The organism is Thiovibrio frasassiensis, assembly GCF_029607905.1.
In the GTDB taxonomy this organism is placed as follows: domain Bacteria; phylum Desulfobacterota; class Desulfobulbia; order Desulfobulbales; family Desulfurivibrionaceae; genus Thiovibrio; species Thiovibrio frasassiensis.
Genome location: NZ_JAPHEH010000001.1, coordinates 242,948 through 260,112, shown reverse-complemented (window position 1 = coordinate 260,112; position 17,165 = coordinate 242,948). Strand labels below are relative to the sequence as shown.

At 57.3% G+C, this 17,165-nt stretch carries 14 protein-coding genes and 1 tRNA gene; 13 read left to right on the top strand and 2 right to left on the bottom strand.

Going from position 1 to position 17,165, the window contains the following annotated elements; translation table 11 throughout:
* Positions 1-26: 26 nt before the first annotated feature.
* Entirely contained in the window at positions 27-389 is a 363-nt protein-coding gene (locus OLX77_RS01140; RefSeq protein ID WP_307631743.1) for a hypothetical protein, read from the bottom strand.
* A gap of 296 nt (positions 390-685) precedes the next feature.
* On the opposite strand from OLX77_RS01140, the gene OLX77_RS01135 reads away from it, so the two are divergent.
* From OLX77_RS01135 to OLX77_RS01080, 12 genes are all read left to right on the top strand, one after another.
* Positions 686-871, top strand: a complete 186-nt coding sequence (locus OLX77_RS01135; protein ID WP_307631742.1) for an ATP-binding protein — start codon at positions 686-688, stop codon at positions 869-871.
* A gap of 207 nt (positions 872-1,078) precedes the next feature.
* Positions 1,079-1,510 carry a hypothetical protein gene (locus OLX77_RS01130; RefSeq protein WP_307631741.1) on the top strand — a complete coding sequence of 144 codons (432 nt, stop codon included), beginning with the start codon at positions 1,079-1,081 and terminating at the stop codon, positions 1,508-1,510.
* A 42-nt stretch (positions 1,511-1,552) separates the two neighbouring features.
* The gene (gene alr / locus OLX77_RS01125) at positions 1,553-2,683 is read left to right on the top strand and encodes an alanine racemase (RefSeq protein ID WP_307631740.1); all 1,131 of its coding nucleotides are present in this window, start codon (positions 1,553-1,555) and stop codon (positions 2,681-2,683) included.
* Positions 2,684-2,712: 29 nt separating this feature from the next.
* Positions 2,713-4,371: an arginine--tRNA ligase gene (argS, locus tag OLX77_RS01120; protein WP_307631739.1), complete on the top strand. Its 1,659-nt coding sequence runs from the start codon at positions 2,713-2,715 to the stop codon at positions 4,369-4,371.
* Between the two features lie 180 nt (positions 4,372-4,551).
* On the top strand, positions 4,552-5,130 hold the full coding sequence (locus tag OLX77_RS01115) for an SPOR domain-containing protein (RefSeq protein WP_307631738.1): 579 nt from the start codon (positions 4,552-4,554) through the stop codon (positions 5,128-5,130).
* Between the two features lie 310 nt (positions 5,131-5,440).
* Complete coding sequence (locus OLX77_RS01110; protein ID WP_307631737.1) at positions 5,441-5,911, top strand: N-acetyltransferase; 471 nt, start codon at positions 5,441-5,443, stop codon at positions 5,909-5,911.
* 177 nt (positions 5,912-6,088) lie between these two features.
* Entirely contained in the window at positions 6,089-8,638 is a 2,550-nt protein-coding gene (secA, locus tag OLX77_RS01105) for a preprotein translocase subunit SecA (protein WP_307631736.1), read from the top strand.
* Between the two features lies 1 nt (position 8,639).
* Entirely contained in the window at positions 8,640-9,839 is a 1,200-nt protein-coding gene (gene argJ, locus OLX77_RS01100; protein WP_307631735.1) for a bifunctional glutamate N-acetyltransferase/amino-acid acetyltransferase ArgJ, read from the top strand.
* 145 nt (positions 9,840-9,984) lie between these two features.
* The gene (locus tag OLX77_RS01095) at positions 9,985-11,136 is read left to right on the top strand and encodes a sensor histidine kinase (RefSeq protein WP_307631734.1); all 1,152 of its coding nucleotides are present in this window, start codon (positions 9,985-9,987) and stop codon (positions 11,134-11,136) included.
* 16 nt (positions 11,137-11,152) lie between these two features.
* Positions 11,153-12,496: a sigma-54-dependent transcriptional regulator gene (locus OLX77_RS01090; protein ID WP_307631733.1), complete on the top strand. Its 1,344-nt coding sequence runs from the start codon at positions 11,153-11,155 to the stop codon at positions 12,494-12,496.
* 425 nt (positions 12,497-12,921) lie between these two features.
* Positions 12,922-13,815: a phosphate/phosphite/phosphonate ABC transporter substrate-binding protein gene (locus OLX77_RS01085; RefSeq protein WP_307631732.1), complete on the top strand. Its 894-nt coding sequence runs from the start codon at positions 12,922-12,924 to the stop codon at positions 13,813-13,815.
* Between the two features lie 269 nt (positions 13,816-14,084).
* Positions 14,085-15,725, top strand: coding sequence for a methyl-accepting chemotaxis protein (locus OLX77_RS01080; protein ID WP_307631731.1), 1,641 nt, complete (start codon positions 14,085-14,087; stop codon positions 15,723-15,725).
* Between the two features lie 55 nt (positions 15,726-15,780).
* Here OLX77_RS01080 and OLX77_RS01075 read toward each other — a convergent pair whose 3' ends face one another.
* Positions 15,781-16,761, bottom strand: coding sequence for a bifunctional riboflavin kinase/FAD synthetase (locus OLX77_RS01075; protein WP_307631730.1), 981 nt, complete (start codon positions 16,759-16,761; stop codon positions 15,781-15,783).
* 144 nt (positions 16,762-16,905) lie between these two features.
* Here OLX77_RS01075 and OLX77_RS01070 point away from each other — a divergent pair.
* Positions 16,906-16,992, top strand: a tRNA-Leu gene (locus OLX77_RS01070).
* Positions 16,993-17,165 lie beyond the last annotated feature (173 nt).

Here is a 17,165-nt window from a genome sequence, read left to right as displayed (position 1 = left end):
GTTTTCCTGGGGGAGTACTGTCCGGCTCAGTGGCTGGTGTAGTTGCCGAGCACCTTGGCCTCGATCTTCATGCGGGTGGCGCCGTCAGGCATCGGTTCCTGCCAGTGGATGAACTGGCTCAGCACCCTGGAAAAGGCGCCGTTGTCCGCTTTGCATGCCTCGCAGATGCTCTCGGCCTCGTCCCGGTAGATGACTACCTTGCTGGCGGGTTCGCCCTTGGCGTCAACCGCCGCCATTTTCCTGCAGCCGCATTCCAGCCGGATAACCGCTACGCCGATCCCGTCGGGACTTCCTTCCAGAATGCCGGCAATCATGGCTTCTTCATTTTTCTGGGCTTTGAGTTCCGGACGTGGGGTGGGTTTTTTTTTGATTTTTGGTTTGCTGCTCATGGCATCGGCCCTTTTCGGACATGGTGAGAAGAAGACAAGGGAAACGGTTGTCAGAAAACAATGGCTGCTATCCTAAAAGATCGGCGCCAACTGGTCAACCTGAATTGTCTTTCTCTCCCCGGTGTCCCTGCTTGTGGTGGGGATTCTTTTTTATTGACAAAAAAATGGTGGTGCATTAGAGGGAAAGGGAAATTTGTGTCTTTTTCCGGAAGCAATGGGCTCGATATTCTGCCCCTGTATAGTGGCAGTACGATCTTGTTTATCAATTTTTTTCAACCTTATATGGAGGAAGTACTATGTGGCAGATTGACATTGACAAGGACAAATGCGCCGGTGATGCAGAGTGCGTAAACGCTTGCCCCGCTCAGGTTTATGAGATGGTTGACGGCAAGGCTGAAGCTGTGAATGCAGACGAATGCCTTGGCTGTGAGACCTGTGTAGAGGTTTGCCCCGAGGGTGCTATCACCGTCACCGAGGTGTAATGTAAAATTTAGGAGCCGTTGCGCATAGTTGCTTTTTGAGTCATTTCGTTACGGCTCCTTATGCCGGTCCCTTGTTATGCAAGGGGCAACGGCGTGCGGAACATCTGTGAAGTGAGTAGGCCTATTCCCATACTTGGGGATAGGCCTATTTATTTGCTGCGCCGGGATGGGTTGCTTCTGGTATGGCAGGCTTGGAGGGGGAAAAGAATGAGCTGGTTGTTCCGTTTGAAGCCGGGTGCGAGCATCCGCACCAATCTCTTGGTCGCCGCCCTGATGTGGAGTTTTATTGGCCTCTACCTGATAGTACGAGGCTACCTCCTGCACGTCCTTTTGCCTGGGATTTTTTGGGCCTTGGCCTTGGGGCTTGGCACTTTGAAAGCGCGTTTTGTTATTGAGCGGGCGGCCCGGAAGAATATCACCCGGATTGTCGCCCGCCCGGATGGGATGTGTCTTGGCGGCGTCTACTCCTGGGGGATGTGGGGGATGGTTGTCTGCATGATGCTTGCTGGGCGTCTGTTGCGTAATTCCGCCGTGCCTTCCCTGGTGGTCAGTGTTATATATGTTGCTGTTGGTTGGGCCCTTCTCTTATCGAGCAGGCTCATCTGGCAGGAATGGAACGCGAGAAGGACTCTTCGCTGAGAGAACGGGTTGCTTGGTATGGGAACACCTTCCTGGAATAGAGTGGAGATTGATCGTGCCGCCCTGCGCCATAATTTCCGGCAGGTGCGAAAACTGGTCGGCCCGTCGTTGGGCATTTTGGCCGTGGTCAAGGCCGATGCTTATGGACATGGCCTTATTCCGGCGGCCCAGGCCTTTGCCGAGGCAGGGGCCACCGCCTTTGGCGTGGCCGAAATCGAAGAGGGGGTGCGTTTGCGGCAGGCCGGGATAACCGGACAGATCGTGGTCATGCTCGGGGTTGACCGCCAGGGGGCAGCGGAGGCGGTGGCCCATGCCCTCACCCCGGTGGTCTATACCCTGGACGCTCTGGAAGCGCTTGGCGCGCAGGCGGCAAAGGCTGGTTGCCTCCAAGGGGTGCAGATAAAAGTCGATGTCGGCATGGGGCGACTTGGTCTTCTTCCCCACGAACTTGAACCGTTTCTTGCCGCCTTGCGCCGGTTTCCCAAGCTCTATCTTTCCGGGATCGCCAGCCATTTCCCCAAGGCGGATGTGGAAGGCGACGGGCTTACGGAAAAACAGTATGGACTCTTTCAAGAGCTCTTGACCCGGGTGCAAGGGGATGGCCAAGGGCGGATCAATCATATTGCCAATTCGGCCACCCTGTTGCGTTATCCCGGGATGCGTTGCGATATGGTACGGCCGGGTATTTCTCTCTATGGCTGTTATCCAGCGGATTGGCTGAGCCAGGCTTCCGCCCTGGAGCTGAAGCCGGCCATGCGCTTTACCACCAGGGTGCTGCAGGTCAAGGAGATCCCTGCGGGGCAGGGGATCAGCTATGGGCACCGGTATGTGACCGAGCATTCCACGCGCTTGGCGGTTTTGCCGGTGGGCTACGATGACGGCTATCTGCGGCGGATGGCGGGCAAGGCCGAGGTCTTGCTTTCTGGGCAACGGGCTCCGGTCCGGGGCATGATCTGCATGAATGCCTGCATGGCCGATGTGACGGATATTCCCGGGGTCAAAGCCGGGGACGAAGCGGTGCTCCTCGGGGGGCAGGGGGCGGGGGAGATCAGGGCCGAGGAGATCGCCCGGTGGTCCGATACTATAAACTATGAAATCCTCTGTCTTTTCGGTTCCTGCAACCGGCAGGTCCATGTTGACAGTGAAGAATCCACAAGACAGTCCGTTGGTTGAAAAAAACATTTTTCTGGAATAGAAAGACAATGATCAAGACACGTCTGAAAAAATTGATAGACGACTGCTTCACCCAGGGAATCGAGGCGGGGTTCTGGTCCGCTGCTGCGGCGGGCGGGTATTCTCTGGACGAGCCCAAGCATGCGGGCCAGGGCGATCTGGCCACCAATCTGGCCATGGTGGTGGCGGGGAAAGAGAAGAAAAACCCTCGGACCCTTGCGGCGCAGCTGGTGGAAATGCTTGCCCCCCACACCGATCTTTTGGAGCGGGTGGAGATCGCCGGGCCGGGCTTTGTCAATTGTTACATCAACAAGTCCGTCTGGCAGTCGGTGCTGCCCGAGGTCTGCGCTCAGGATGCGACCTTCGGCCGAAGCGCGGTCGGGCAAGACAAGAAGGTGCTGGTCGAGTTTGTCAGTGCCAATCCCACCGGCCCATTGAGCGTCGGGCATGGGAGGCAGGCGGTTTTAGGGGACGCCATCGCCAGCCTGCTTGCCGCCACCGGCCATCAGGTTACCAGGGAGTATTATTACAACGATGCCGGCCGCCAGATGCGGGTGTTGGGCGAATCCACTCGCGCCAGATATCTTGAGGCGCTGGGGCTGCCCTTCACCTTTCCGGAAGACGGCTATCAGGGCCAGTATATCCGGGATATCGCCCAGGAGCTCATCGAGGAGCAGGGCGATGCGCTCAAAGATGAAGCCGATGTTCTGGTGTTTAAAAACAAGGCAGAGCGGGTGATCTTTGCCGATATCAACTCCACCTTGCACCGCCTCGGCATTGTTTTTGACAACTACTACAACGAACATTCCCTCTATGAAAACGGGTTGGTGGACGATGTGGTCGCCTCCCTGCGGGAAAAGGGGCTGGCCTATGATCAGGACGGGGCGGTGTGGTTCAAGGGCACCGAGTTTGACCTGCCCCAGGACCGGGTGATCATCAAGTCCACCGGCGAGCCGACCTACCGGCTGCCCGACATGGCCTACCACCGGGAGAAATTTAAGCGCGGCTTCGACTGGATGGTGGACATCTTCGGTTCCGACCATATCGCCACGGTGCCGGATGTCCTGGCCGGGGTCAAGGCGTTGGGCTATGATCCGAGCAAGGTGACCGTGGTCCTGCATCAGTTCGTTACCCTGATGCGCGACGGCCAACAGGTGAAGATGTCCACCCGCAAGGCCAATTTTGTTACGGTGGACGAACTGCTCGATGAGGTGGGCGTGGATGTGGCCCGTTTCTTTTTTCTCATGCGCAAGGCGGACAGCCAGCTGGAGTTTGATCTGGATCTGGCCACCAAGACCAGCCAGGAAAACCCGGTCTACTATGTCCAGTACGCCCATGCCCGTTTGCACAGCATCCGCAGGCAGGCCGAGGCCAAGGGGATTGTCCTGGGGAGTTTGGAGGATGCGCCGCTCGGGCGACTCACCCTGGATGACGAGACCTTGTTGTTTAAGGCCATGGCCGGCTTTCCGGCTCTGGTGCAGAGCGCCGCTCTTGATCTGGCGCCGCACCGGCTGGTTTATTTTCTTCAGGATCTTGCCGCGCAGTTTCATAGCTACTACAATAAGCACCGGATTGTTTCCGAGGATGAGGAGTTGAGCCGGGCCCGTCTTTGGCTGGCCATGGGCTTGCGGGTTGTTTTGCGAAACGGCCTGGCCCTGATCGGGGTGAGTGCCCCTGAATCCATGTAGGGGCAGGGTGTGAGCAGTTTGGCGTAAGACGATCATCATTGTGATGAATCAACGGTATACAGAGCTGTAACGAAGCAGTGCTGACGGGGATGTGCAAGAACGCATCTGCTTTGAAGCGGCTCCAAAAGTTCAGCAGGAGGAGGCGTTGCCCGGTCTTTCCCGGCAACGGATAATCGGCTTATGGCTGCAGGGCAAAAGAAAGGCAGATTTGTTGTTCGTTTTGAACTGGGCTTGTTGGGGATGTTTAGCCTGACCTTGGTGACCGGCTGTATTTTTTTCTGGATGTTCATCATCGGCATCTGGGCCGGGCAGACCATCCTGCAGCCGACCCCGGGCGAAGTGACCTCCCCGCTGGCGAAACTGGCCGGGGTTCTCCAGCCGGGAAAGCCGGCCGCTGTTGAGCCCGCCGTTCCTTCCGGGCAGAAGGCAGACGTGGCGTCGGAAGCGGGTCCGCCGTCGGCAGCACCCCCGGCATCGGAAACGGAATGGGCCGAGGCCGAGCCTTCTGTCTTTGCCTTGCAGGTTGCCGCGGTTCGCGACCAGGAACGGGCGCAACAGGATGTGGCCCAGTGGCGCGGCCGAGGCTACGATGCTTTTTCCGTGCCGCCCGAGGATCAGGATGATCCGTTTATCCGGATCTATGTGGGCAAGTTCGATAAGCTGGCCGAGGCCAATCAGCTTCTTGCCAAGCTGGAAAAAGAGGAAAAGGTCAAGGCCTATATCGCCCTCTTGCCAGCCTCCCGGCTTCAGGCCCCCTGATTCTTTTAGAAAAGCCGTTGTGATAATCAAATAATGTTGTCATCCGGCTGGACCGAACGGCTAGGAATCCGTGAGGAAACGGTCAAGAAAGCATTAGGGTGTCTTGCGGCGGCTCCTAAATCTTTTTCTTTGCGGGCGGTTGTGGTAGAACGAACGGGTTCCTGCCAGCCGGGCGGGCCGAAAAAATTACGAGGCGTCATGATTGTTGAAATCGCAACAAGTGCGATTTCAACTGTTTCCGCTGCACTGCTGTACCCATTTGATTCCGTGCTGCGGACATGTGGATTGTTTCCCTTTTTACGAGGCTGTCATGATTCGTGATGCCAAGATGAACGATGTGAAGGTGATGTATGGCCTGTTGCAGCATTTTGCCAACAAGGGCTTGCTGCTCGGCCGTTCCTTAAGTTCCCTCTATGACCAGCTGCGGGATTTCAAGGTCTTTGTCAAGGAAGGGGAGGAGGATGCCGCTGCCGGGCAGATGCTGGGGATCTGCGCCCTCCATGTCTGTTGGGAAAATCTGGCGGAGATCCGCTCCCTGGCCGTGGTGGAAGAAGCCCAGGGCCAGGGGATCGGCCGTCAGCTGGTTGAGGCTTGTCTGGCCGAGGCCGATCATTTCGGGATCACCAGGGTCTTTACCCTGACCTATCAGCCGGCATTTTTTCAGCGGCTCGGGTTCAGGCATATTGATAAGAACGAACTCCCCCATAAGGTGTGGAGTGATTGTATCCAATGTCCGAAATTTCCGGATTGCAACGAAGAGGCCCTGGTCTGGGAAAGATAGGCCGTCGTCGCTGTAACAAAATAATATCGTGAGTTGTATCGCCAAAACGGCATCATGAACCGAAACGAAATGGTCGAGAAGGCAGAGGTCTTTTCGCAACGGTTCTTAAACAAACGCTGATCATGTCGGGGTGTGCTCTGCAGCATGCCGGCGGCGTTGACCTCCTGGGGTGAAAATATGTTCGCTTCTGTTTTGAAAAAGTTTTTTGGCAGCAAAAACGAACGGGTTCTCAAGTCCATTCAACCGCTGGTAGCCGCGATCAACCAACTGGAGCCCGAGATCCAGAAGCTCGATGACGCCGCGCTGGTGGCGAAGACCGTGCTCTTTAAGGAGCGGCTTGCGGCCGGGGTTCCCTTGGACAGTCTCTTGCCCGAGGCCTTTGCCGTCTGCCGGGAGGCATCCTGGCGGGCCTTAGGCATGCGTCATTTCGATGTGCAGCTCATCGGCGGCATCATCCTCCATCAGGGCAGGATCGCCGAAATGAAAACCGGCGAGGGAAAAACCCTGGCCGCCACCCTGGCGGTCTACCTCAATGCCCTTACCGGGCGCGGGGTCCATGTGGTCACGGTCAACGACTATCTGGCCCGGCGCGATGCCGAATGGATGGGCAAACTCTACCGCTTTCTCGGGCTTTCCGTCGGCTCCATCCTGCATGAGATGGATGATGCGGCCCGCCGCGAGGCCTACGCTGCCGACATAACCTACGGGACCAACAACGAGTTCGGCTTCGATTACCTGCGCGACAATATGAAGTTTGAGCTCGCTGATTTCTGCCAGCGCGAGTTCCACTACGCCATTGTCGACGAGGTGGACTCCATTCTGGTGGATGAGGCAAGAACCCCCCTGATCATCTCCGGGCCGTCCGAGATGTCCACCGAACTCTACGATAAGGTGAACCGGCTCATTCACAAGTTCAAGGTCGACGAACATTACACCTTGGACGAAAAGGCCCGCTCGGTGTCCCTCACCGAAGAAGGGGTAAACCTGGGTGAGAAGCTGCTTGAGATAGAAAACCTCTATGATCCGCGGAATATCGAGTGGCTGCATCATCTGAATCAAGCCCTGAAGGCCAATGTCCTTTTCAAGCGGGATGTGGATTATCTGGTGCGGGACGGGCAGGTGGTGATCGTGGACGAGTTCACCGGCCGGGCCATGCAGGGGCGTCGTTTCAGCGACGGTCTGCATCAGGCGCTGGAGGCCAAGGAGGGGGTCAAGGTGGAGAAGGAGAACCAGACCCTTGCCTCCATCACCTTCCAGAATTACTTCCGGATGTATGAAAAACTCTCGGGCATGACCGGCACTGCCGATACCGAGGCGGCGGAATTCAAGAAGATCTACAATCTCGACGTGGTGATCATCCCCACCCACAACACCATGATCCGCAAGGATTATGCCGATGTCATCTATAAAAACGCCGCGGCCAAGGATCGGGCCATCATCCGCGAGATCCAGGAGCTGCACAAGAAGGGCCAGCCCGTGCTGGTGGGTACCATCAGTATCGATGTTTCCGAGAAGATCTCGGCCATGCTCAAGAAGGTGGGGGTGCCCCACGAGGTGCTCAATGCCAAGCAGCATGAGCGGGAGGCCGAGATTGTCGCCGATGCCGGGCAGAAGGGGCATGTGACCATCGCCACCAACATGGCGGGTCGCGGCACCGATATCAAGCTGGGCGAGGGGGTCACCGAGCTGGGCGGCTTGCATATCCTGGGCACCAGCCGGCACGAAAGCCGCCGGATCGACAACCAGCTCCGCGGCCGTTCCGGGCGCCAGGGCGATCCCGGTTCCTCCCGCTTTTACCTCTCCCTGGAAGACGACCTGCTGCGGATCTTCGGCTCGGACCGGATCTCCGGGATCATGGACAAGCTGGGCATGGAAGAGGATGAGCCCATCGAACACACCATGATCAGCCGGGCCATCGAAAACGCCCAGCGCAAGGTGGAGGGGCACAACTTCGATATCCGTAAGCACCTGCTCGAGTACGATGACGTGATGAACAAGCAGCGTGAGGTTATCTACCGCCAGCGCCGTGAGGTGCTGAGTTCGGATGATGTCCATGAGGTGGTGACCGATATGCTTCCGGAACTGGCCGAAATGGTGGCGCAGGAATTCGCCGAGAGCAGGATCCCCTCGGAGGAGTGGGACTGGAATGGGCTTTCCGAAAGGATGTTCGCCCTGTTCGGTTTCAGCGGAGAGTGGAGCGAGGAGGAAAAGAAGGACCTTGATTCTGCCGCCTGTACCGAACTGATCCTGGCTGCGGTGCAAGCCCGCTATGCCAAGCGGGAGCAGGAAATCGGCGAGTTGAACATGCGTCACCTGGAACGGGTGGTCCTGCTGCAGATCGTGGATCACCACTGGAAGGAACACCTGCTCAACATGGATCATCTCAAGGAAGGCATCGGTCTTCGCGGCTATGGACAGAAGAATCCTTTGGATGAGTACAAGAAGGAAGGGTTCAACATGTTCGGCGAGATGATCCATGCGGTAAAGACCCAGACCGTCAGCACCCTGTTTAGGCTCCAGTTGGTGCGCGATGAAGAGGTGGCCGAGCTGGAGCGCGAGCAGCGGGAGCAGCGGCAGCCCATGCAGCTGAGCCGTGGCGATGATGAGGATAACGAGCATAAGCCCTTTTCCCGCGAGGGAGACAAGGTGGGGCGGAACTCCGATTGCCCCTGTGGCAGCGGGCAGAAATACAAACGGTGCTGCGGCAAGAGCGGCGGGAAGAAGTGAGATGGCGACGGAAAATTTTTTAGTGCAGGGCTTTCGGGCGGCGGCGGTAAACTCCGGAATCCGGGGCAAGGATCGCTTGGATCTGGCTCTGATCGTGAGCGACAAGCCCGCCACCGTGGCCGGGGTTTTCACCACCAGCCTGGTCAAGGCGGCCCCGGTACTCCTGGATATGGAGCGGTGCAAAACCGGCAAGGCCCAGGCCATTTTGGTCAATTCCGGCATCGCCAATGCCTGCACCGGCGAGGAAGGCATGCGTCTGGCCCGGTTGACCACGGCCATGGCCGCCGATGCCCTCAATATTGCTCCGGAACTGGTGCAGGTCTGCTCCACCGGCATCATCGGTCAGCAGCTGGAGCTCGCCTGTTTTCAGCGGGGGATTCCCAAGGCGGCCCAGAGTCTGGTTGGTGATGGCCTTGCGGATGTGGCCCAAGCCATCATGACCACCGACACCTTCCGGAAGATCGCGGTGCGCACCGCCCTCATCGACGGCAAGCCGGTCAAGCTCCTGGGGATGGCCAAAGGCGCGGGCATGATCATGCCCAACATGGCCACCATGCTTTCCTTTATCCTCACCGATGCCAAAATCGACCACGATCTGCTCCAGAGTGTGCTGAAAAAGGTGGTGGCAAAGACTTTCAACGCCATAACCGTGGACGGCGATACCAGCACCAACGATACGGTCCTGCTCATGGCCAACGGCTTGGCGGAGCATCCGCCCATCGCCGAGAATCGGCCCGAGGCGCTTGCTGCCTTTGCTGCCGCCCTGGAGGAGCTGTGCAAGGAGCTGGCCCTGTTGGTTGTCCGGGACGGGGAGGGTGCAACCAAGCTGGTGACCATCCGGGTGCGGGGCGCGGTCACCGAGGCGCAGGCCGATCAGGCGGCCCGAACCGTGGCCAATTCCAATCTGGTCAAGACCGCCTTTTTTGGCGAGGATGCCAACTGGGGCAGGATCATCGCCGCCCTGGGCCGCTCCGGGGCCCAGTTTGATCAGAGCAGAGTGGACATCGCCTTTGACGACGTTTTCATGGTGCAAAACGGCCTGGGGCAAGGCGCTGAGGTCGAGGCTCGCGCCACCGCGGTGCTGAAGAAGCCCGAGTTCGTGGTGACCATCGACCTGCATGCGGGAGATGGGAGCAAGGATATCTATACCTGCGATTTTTCTCTGGATTACGTAAAGATCAACGCAGACTACCGGTCTTAGGGCGGCGTCATTTTTTCTCCTTGCTGGTGCCGCCTTCCATGTCTCTGAATCAGTCACGATTTTTTCGGTGGAGGCGGCATGCGTAAGCCGTTGTGCATAAACGGCCTCGAGTTGAGAATGACATGTGCGGCATAAAGGGCTGTAAATGAATAAACTGAAAAGCACAATTTATTCATCAACAGCCCCTAAAATTCTTTTTTCTGTCCTGCTCATCGCCGTCGTCGTCATCGGTCTGCTCCATCTTTTTACCCCCGGCGATCTCCTCCTCTACCACAATACCTACCGGCGGCTCAGTTATTTTCCCATCGTTCTTGGCGGTCTCTGGTTTGGAGTTGCCGGCGGCCTGGGTATTGCCGTGCTCACCTCCATCGCCTTTATTCCCCATGTTCTCCACTACGTCGGGCACGGCCAGCAGGCGGTAAGCGAGCTGATGGAAATCGTCCTCTATCTCGCGGCCGGGTTGCTGGTCGGGGTGATTTCCGGACGGCAGACCCGGTTGCGCGAAGGGTATCAGCAGTTGTCCGAGAAGCTCCAGGCCTCCTATCTTCGGCTCCAGGAAGAAGCCTCGCAACTCATCGAGGCGGAGACCCGGCTGGCAGCAGCGCAGAAATTTTCCGCCCTGGGACACCTCTCTGCCTCGTTGGCCCATGAAATAAAAAATCCGCTCGCCTCCATCAAAGGGACGGCGGAGATTCTCCGCGATGAGTTTCCCGGAGAGCATCCCAAGCGAGAGTTTGTGGATATCTTGTTCAAGGAAACCGGCAGGCTGCAGGAGACGGTGGAGGAAATCCTCCGTTATGCCAAGGGACGTCCTCAGGAAAAAGAAGAGCCCCTCGAGCCGTTGGCCGCGGTTGCCGGGCATGTTGCTGCGTTGCTGGAAAGGCAGCTGCGGGAAAAAGAGGTCCGCTTGATTCTGCCAACCAATGGCGAGGGGCAGCAGCTGCTGGTGGAGAGCACGAAGTATTCCCAGGTCCTCTTGAACCTTGTGCTCAACGCTCTGGATGCGGTCCAGCCCGGCGGCCATATCTGGCTTCTGGTCGAAGGCGGGGCGAACGGGGGATGGCGGATCGCTGTCTGCGATGATGGGCCGGGTGTGGTGGAGGCGGAAAGGGAAAGCATCTTTGCCCCCTTTTATACAGACAAATCCGATGGTACCGGGCTTGGGCTGTTGATCAGCCGGAAGATCGTGGAGAGCTATGGCGGGACTCTCCGGGTTACGGATCGTCCTGGCGGCGGGGCATGTTTTGAGATGCTCCTGCCCGTGAAGAATGGCTCCGGTTTCCGACAGACAGTTTGACGGCGGAGGCGATCGCATGAAACCCCGGATATTGCTTATTGATGATGATGCCAGCCTGCGGCGGGTTACGGAATACAACCTGAGCAGCGGAGGTTTCCACGTGCTCGCTGCAGCCTCGGGCCGGGAGGGGTTGGCGCTTTTTCGCCGGCATGACCCGGATCTGGTGATCACCGATGTGCAGCTTGGCGACCTGAACGGCTTGCAGATTTTGGCGGCGGTAAAAAAAGAGTCGCCGCTTACTCCGGTGTTGGTGATCACCGCCTTCGGCTCCATCGAATTGGCGGTTAAGGCCATGCAGGAAGGGGCTTTTACCTTTCTTGCCAAGCCCTTCGACCGGGAGGCGTTGCGCCTTTCCTGCCGGAAGGCGTTGGAGCTGCGGCAGCTGCACGAGCAGAAACAGCTGCTGAGTGGTGAGATCAACAGGCTGACCGGGACCGAGGGCATGGAAACCGCCAATTCAGCCATGGCCGAGTTGCTGGACACGGCAAAGCGCGCGGCCAATAGTGAAGCCAACGTGTTGATCGCCGGAGAATCAGGGACCGGTAAGGAGGTGCTGGCCCGGCTCGTCCACCAGCACAGCCCAAGGGCGCAGGGGCCTATGGTGGCAGTGAACTGTGCCGCCATTCCGGAAAACCTTCTCGAAAGCGAACTCTTCGGCCATGTTAAAGGCGCCTTTACCGGCGCGGTGCGCAGCCGCAAGGGTTGTTTCCAGTCCGCCGCCGGCGGCAGTCTCTTTCTCGACGAGATCGGTGAGCTGCGGCTGGATCTCCAGGCCAAGCTGCTTCGCGCCATCCAGGAGCGGGTGGTGACGCCGGTTGGCGCAGACCAGCCGGAAGCGGTGGATGTCCGCTTGATTGCCGCTTCCAACCGGGATCTCTATGCCGCCATTGGCCAAGGGACCTTTCGGGAGGATCTCTACTACCGGCTGGGGGTGATTGTTCTGCCGCTCCCCCCGCTTCGGGAACGGCGAGAGGATATTCCGGGACTGGTTGGCCATTTTCTGCTGAAGCTCGGTGCCCCTGCCGGGGTACGCTTTTCCCCCCAAGCCCTGGCCAGGTTGAAAATCCATCCCTGGCCCGGGAATATCCGTGAGCTGCAAAACATTGTCGAGCGCGCGGTTATCCTGCGTAAGGGGCTGTTCATCGAGGCGGATGATCTGCAGCTTGCTCCGCTGAGCCAAGCTCTCGGCACAAAGGGTATTCCGGAAATCCCGGATGAGGGTCTTTCCCTGGAGGCGGTCGAGCGGGGTCTGATTGTAAAGGCCCTGGCCAAGGCCAACGGCAACCGCTCCGAGGCGGCCCGCCTGCTCAAGATTCCGCGTCATGTCCTGATCTATCGCCTGGAAAAATTCAAGATTTGATTTCCGCTCTGTTTGAGAATATTCGCCTTCGCCCTCCACGGTATCTCCTCTCTGAAAATTTCGGAAAATATCTAGCAGGCGGGGGCATTGCCGGGATCACCGCCCGCTGACCGCGGAGGGCTACGTCTCATCATGGCGGACCCTACCGCCGCGGATGTCTGTCGCCATGGCGACAGGGCCATCCTGGTCCGTGACACCCTTTGTCTTGGGCAGTGATTCTGTCGAAAAAAAAGAAAAACAAAAGGACAATTCCCTTTGACACTATCTTCCTGAAAATTATACAATAAATTAAGTGTGGGTGTTATTACCTATACGATGGCGCTTCCGGCGGAGGGCTTTATCTTGCCCGGAGGTTTCCATTTTTGTCTGTTTGGGTTCCGGATTTTCCGGAAAGAGCATGAACTACAACAGCAAGGAGAAGTCTTATGGGAAGCAGCATGAAAAAGATCGGGATGATGTCTCTGGCCCTGTTGGCCAGTGCCATCTTCGTCGTGGCGGCGCAGGCGGAAATCAAGGTCGGCGTTCTGGCATTGCGGGGTGCGCCCAAGGTTATGGAGGAATGGTCCGCGACCGGAGAGTATCTCACCGCCAAGATGGGAGAGCCGGTTACCATTATGCCCCTTGAGTTTGCTGCCATTTCGCCCATGTTGAAAGACGGCAAGATTGATTTTGTGTTGGCCAACTCCGCTTTTTACGTGGAGATGGAAAAACTGTATGGCGCCAAGGCCATTGCCTCGCAGGTCAATTCGGCGGGGGGCAAGCCGGTCAAGGAGTTCGGCGGGGTGATTTTGGTCCGCAAGGACAGCCCCATCCAGAATCTTGCTGATCTCAAGGGCAAAAAATTCATGGTGGTGAAATCCTCTTCTTTCGGCGGCGGCCAGATGGCTTTGCGTCTTCTGCTCCAGAACGGGATCGATTACAAAAAAGATTTTGCCGAATTCCGGGAAGGCGGCAAGCATGACAACGTGGTTCTCGCGGTAAAAAATGGGGCCATGGATGCCGGCACCGTTCGCACCGACGTCATGGAGGCCATGGCAAAGGAAGGCAAGATCTCCATGGCCGACTTCAGGATCATCAACCAGATCAAAGACAGCTTTCCCTTTGTGCACAGCACCGAGCTCTATCCGGAGTGGCCCATGGCAGCGGCAAAGCATGTTGATGCCGCCAAGGTTCAGAAGTTCACCGATGCTCTCCTCTCGATTAAGGCCGATTCCGATGCGGCCAAGAAAGCCGGAATTCTTGGCTGGGCGCCGGCTGCTGATTTTAGCAGTGTGCGGGAATGCCTGAAGGCCCTGAAGTATGGGGCGTTTGCCAACTAATGACTCCGGGAGGGGTGGGGCCTGCTAAAAAGAGCAATTGCAACCTGCTGCGGCAGGGAAGAAGGCTGAAAAGGGTATCCCTTTTGCCGGGGAGGAGTTTGAAGATTTTTAGCGGCTAATCTGCGGTCAATTAGTGGAAAACGGCTGGTTCTCTCGGGGATCAGCCGTTTTTTTTCTGGTACGCGTCGCTGCGGAAATGATAGAAGGGGAAAAAGAAGTTGGGGGGGATCCGGCGAGGCAATGGAGTCAGTGCACAGGAGGAAGGGATTGTGAATGGTGATGTTACCGTGAAAAAATTGTTGCTCATTGGGTTTGGCTTGGCCATTCTCTTGGTGGTGGGGCTGAGTTCCGTTTCCCTGTGGCAGTTCCAGGGCAACAAGGCTGGGGTTGTGATGTTGACCCAGTCGGATATGCCCCTGGCTCTTACCTTGGGTGAAATCAAGAATAATATCTTGATGCACCGGCGGTACGAAAAGGATTTTCTCCTCAATATCGGCAATGCGGAAAAGCAGCAGAAGTATCTGGAGAGTTTTGCCAAGGCCTCTGAAAAGATAAAAAAAGATATTCAGAAGGTTGCGGCAATGATCGCGGCCGACGATGAGCTTGCCGCGGATATCAAACAGAAGGCGGCAGGGCTGGAAGATGTCTACCTCAAGTACCATGATGGTTTTTTGGCAATTGCCGCGCAGATCAGCGCCGACCCCTCCATTACCCCGCAGCAGGGCAACAAGATGTTCGGTGAGATCAAGCAGGTCACCTATGATCTTGAAGAGGGGGCGGATCTCCTCTTTGTTGCGGTCGATGGGATGATCGCTGAAACCGCCTCTGGCTTGCTTTCGGTTACAAAGACCACCCAATATGTGCTGTTTTTTGGTCTTGTCGGCGGGGGCATTCTCATGCTGTTGGTTGGCCTGGCCATAAATCGCAAGATCTCGGGCTCGCTGCAGAGAGTGGTGGCGATCTTGAGCGAAACGTCCAGCCAGGTGCATGCCTCCGCGAGTGCCATAGCCGAGGCCGGGCAGGTTTTGGCCGATGGCGCCTCCGAGCAGGCCGCAGGCATTGAAGAGACTTCTTCTTCCATGGAAGAGATGTCTTCCCAGACCAAACGCAATGCCGAAAACTCTGCCGAAGCCGAAGGGGTGATGCGGGAAACGGCAAAGGTTATTTCGCTGGCCAGCCAGTCCATGGGCGAGCTGACCGCCTCCATGGGTGAAATATCCGCAGCCAGTGAACAAACCTCGAAGATCGTCAAAACCATCGACGAGATCGCTTTCCAGACCAACCTGCTCGCTCTGAATGCCGCGGTTGAGGCGGCACGGGCCGGTGAGGCCGGGGCCGGGTTTGCCGTGGTCGCCGATGAGGTGCGCAATCTTGCCATGCGGGCCGCCGAGGCAGCGAGAAACACGGCCGAGCTCATTGAGGGCACAGTGGAGAAGGTGCGCGGCGGTTCGGCGCTTGTCGGCAAGACGAGCGAGGAGTTCGGCAAGGTGAGTGCGCACATCGGCAAGGTGGATTCTCTGATGAGCGAAATCCATACTGCTTCCGATGAGCAGGCGAAGGGGATCAGCCAGATCAACCAAGCCATAGGCCAAATGGATCAGGTGATCCAGCAGGTTGCGGCCAATGCGGAAGAGGCGGCCGGGCATTCCGAGGAATTGGGCGGACAAACCGAAGTCCTACAGATTGTTGTGCTGGAGTTGGCTGCTTTGGCCGGGACCGAGGTAGGGGGCAGTGGCGGACAGCGGCCAGCTGCGAAAAAAAACACCCAGGCGCGCATGGCGCTCAGCCAGAAACCAGGGCAAGCGCGGAAGAAGCCGCTTGCGGCTTTACCGCCCGGTGCAAACCGTGGTGCTTCGAAAAAACCCGAAGAGGTGATCCCTTTTGGTGAGGACGACTTTGAAGATTTTTAAGGGTTGGTTGTAAAAGCAGATAAAAAAAGCCCGCCTTGCAAGAGACGGGCTTTTTTTATCGGTTGTACTTCTCTTCGCAGGAGAGCAGGATCTCCTGCTGGGCATCGGCCAGGACCTTCTTGGCATCGGCCACATCCCGGCTGATCTGGGCGGCCAGCTCGCCGGGGGCGGAAAACTTCTTTTCTCCGCGGAGGAAGCGGAGCAGGTTGATCTTGATCGGTTTGCCGTAGATATCCTGGTTGAAGTCGAAGATATGGGTTTCGGCGGAGAGATGTTGCCCTTCAAAGGTCGGGTTGTAGCCGATGTTGAGCACGCCGCCGTAACATTTGCCGTCGTAGATTACCTGGGTGACGTAAACGCCCAAATGGGGGCAAAGATCCTCCTCGGCGATGGCGAGGTTCGCGGTGGGAAAGCCCAGCAGGGGGCCGCCGCGTTGCTTGCCCATTTTAACCTCGCCCCGGATCTGGTAGTAGCGGCCAAGCAGTTTTTTGACATCCGCCATCTTGCCCAAGCCCACCAGTTCCCGGATCTTGGTGCTGCTGGCCAGCATCCCCTCTACGTAATAGGGTTCCACCACCGAGACCGTGAACCCTTTGGCCTTGCCTTGTTCCTGCAGAAAAGGGATGTCGCCCTGGCGGCTTTTACCAAAGGCATAGTCGTACCCCACCACCAGGTCCTGGACGCCGATGGCCTGGCGCAAGACCTGATCCACAAAGGACTCGGCCGGGGTATTGGCAAACTCCCGGGTAAAGGGGAGGATGATCAGCACGTCGATATTGGCCAGAGCAATGAGCTCTTTCTTTTGTTCGGCGGTGGAGATGAGCTTGAGGCCGATGTCGGGTCGGACCACCTTGAGCGGATGCGGCTCAAAGGTGACAACCACGCTGGTCCCTTTCTTTTGGTAGGCTCTGCTCACCACCTCGGAGAAGAGGATCTGATGGCCCAGATGGACGCCGTCAAAGTTGCCGATGGTAACGGCAGCCTTGGGAAAAGGTCCTGGAATGTCGGCGATGTTGGTGAATATTTTCATGGTCATGGGCGTCCTGATTTTATGTGCGCATACAATAGGCGACAACCGGGAAAAGGTCAAGCTGCAGCCCGGGGAGATTTTTTATGCACCCCCTTGTAAATTTTCTTGACAAACAGTGGTCGGAAAAACTATTATCGCCTCTCACGATGTGCCGAAGTGGCGGAATTGGTAGACGCGCTAGGTTCAGGGCCTAGTGGGGGTTTCCTCGTGGAAGTTCGAGTCTTCTCTTCGGCACCATTTTGAAAAACGTTTTCTTGTGTAAAGAAATCAGGTCATGCTTCGGCATGACCTTTTTTTTTGCCGTGCGCAGAGGCTTTTCCCGTCTGGCGACAAATAGCCTTTGCCCTTTCGGGTTCTCTGCACCGTCCGCCTCTCTTTTTGTTGACCAGGGATGGGGGAACCGTGCTATA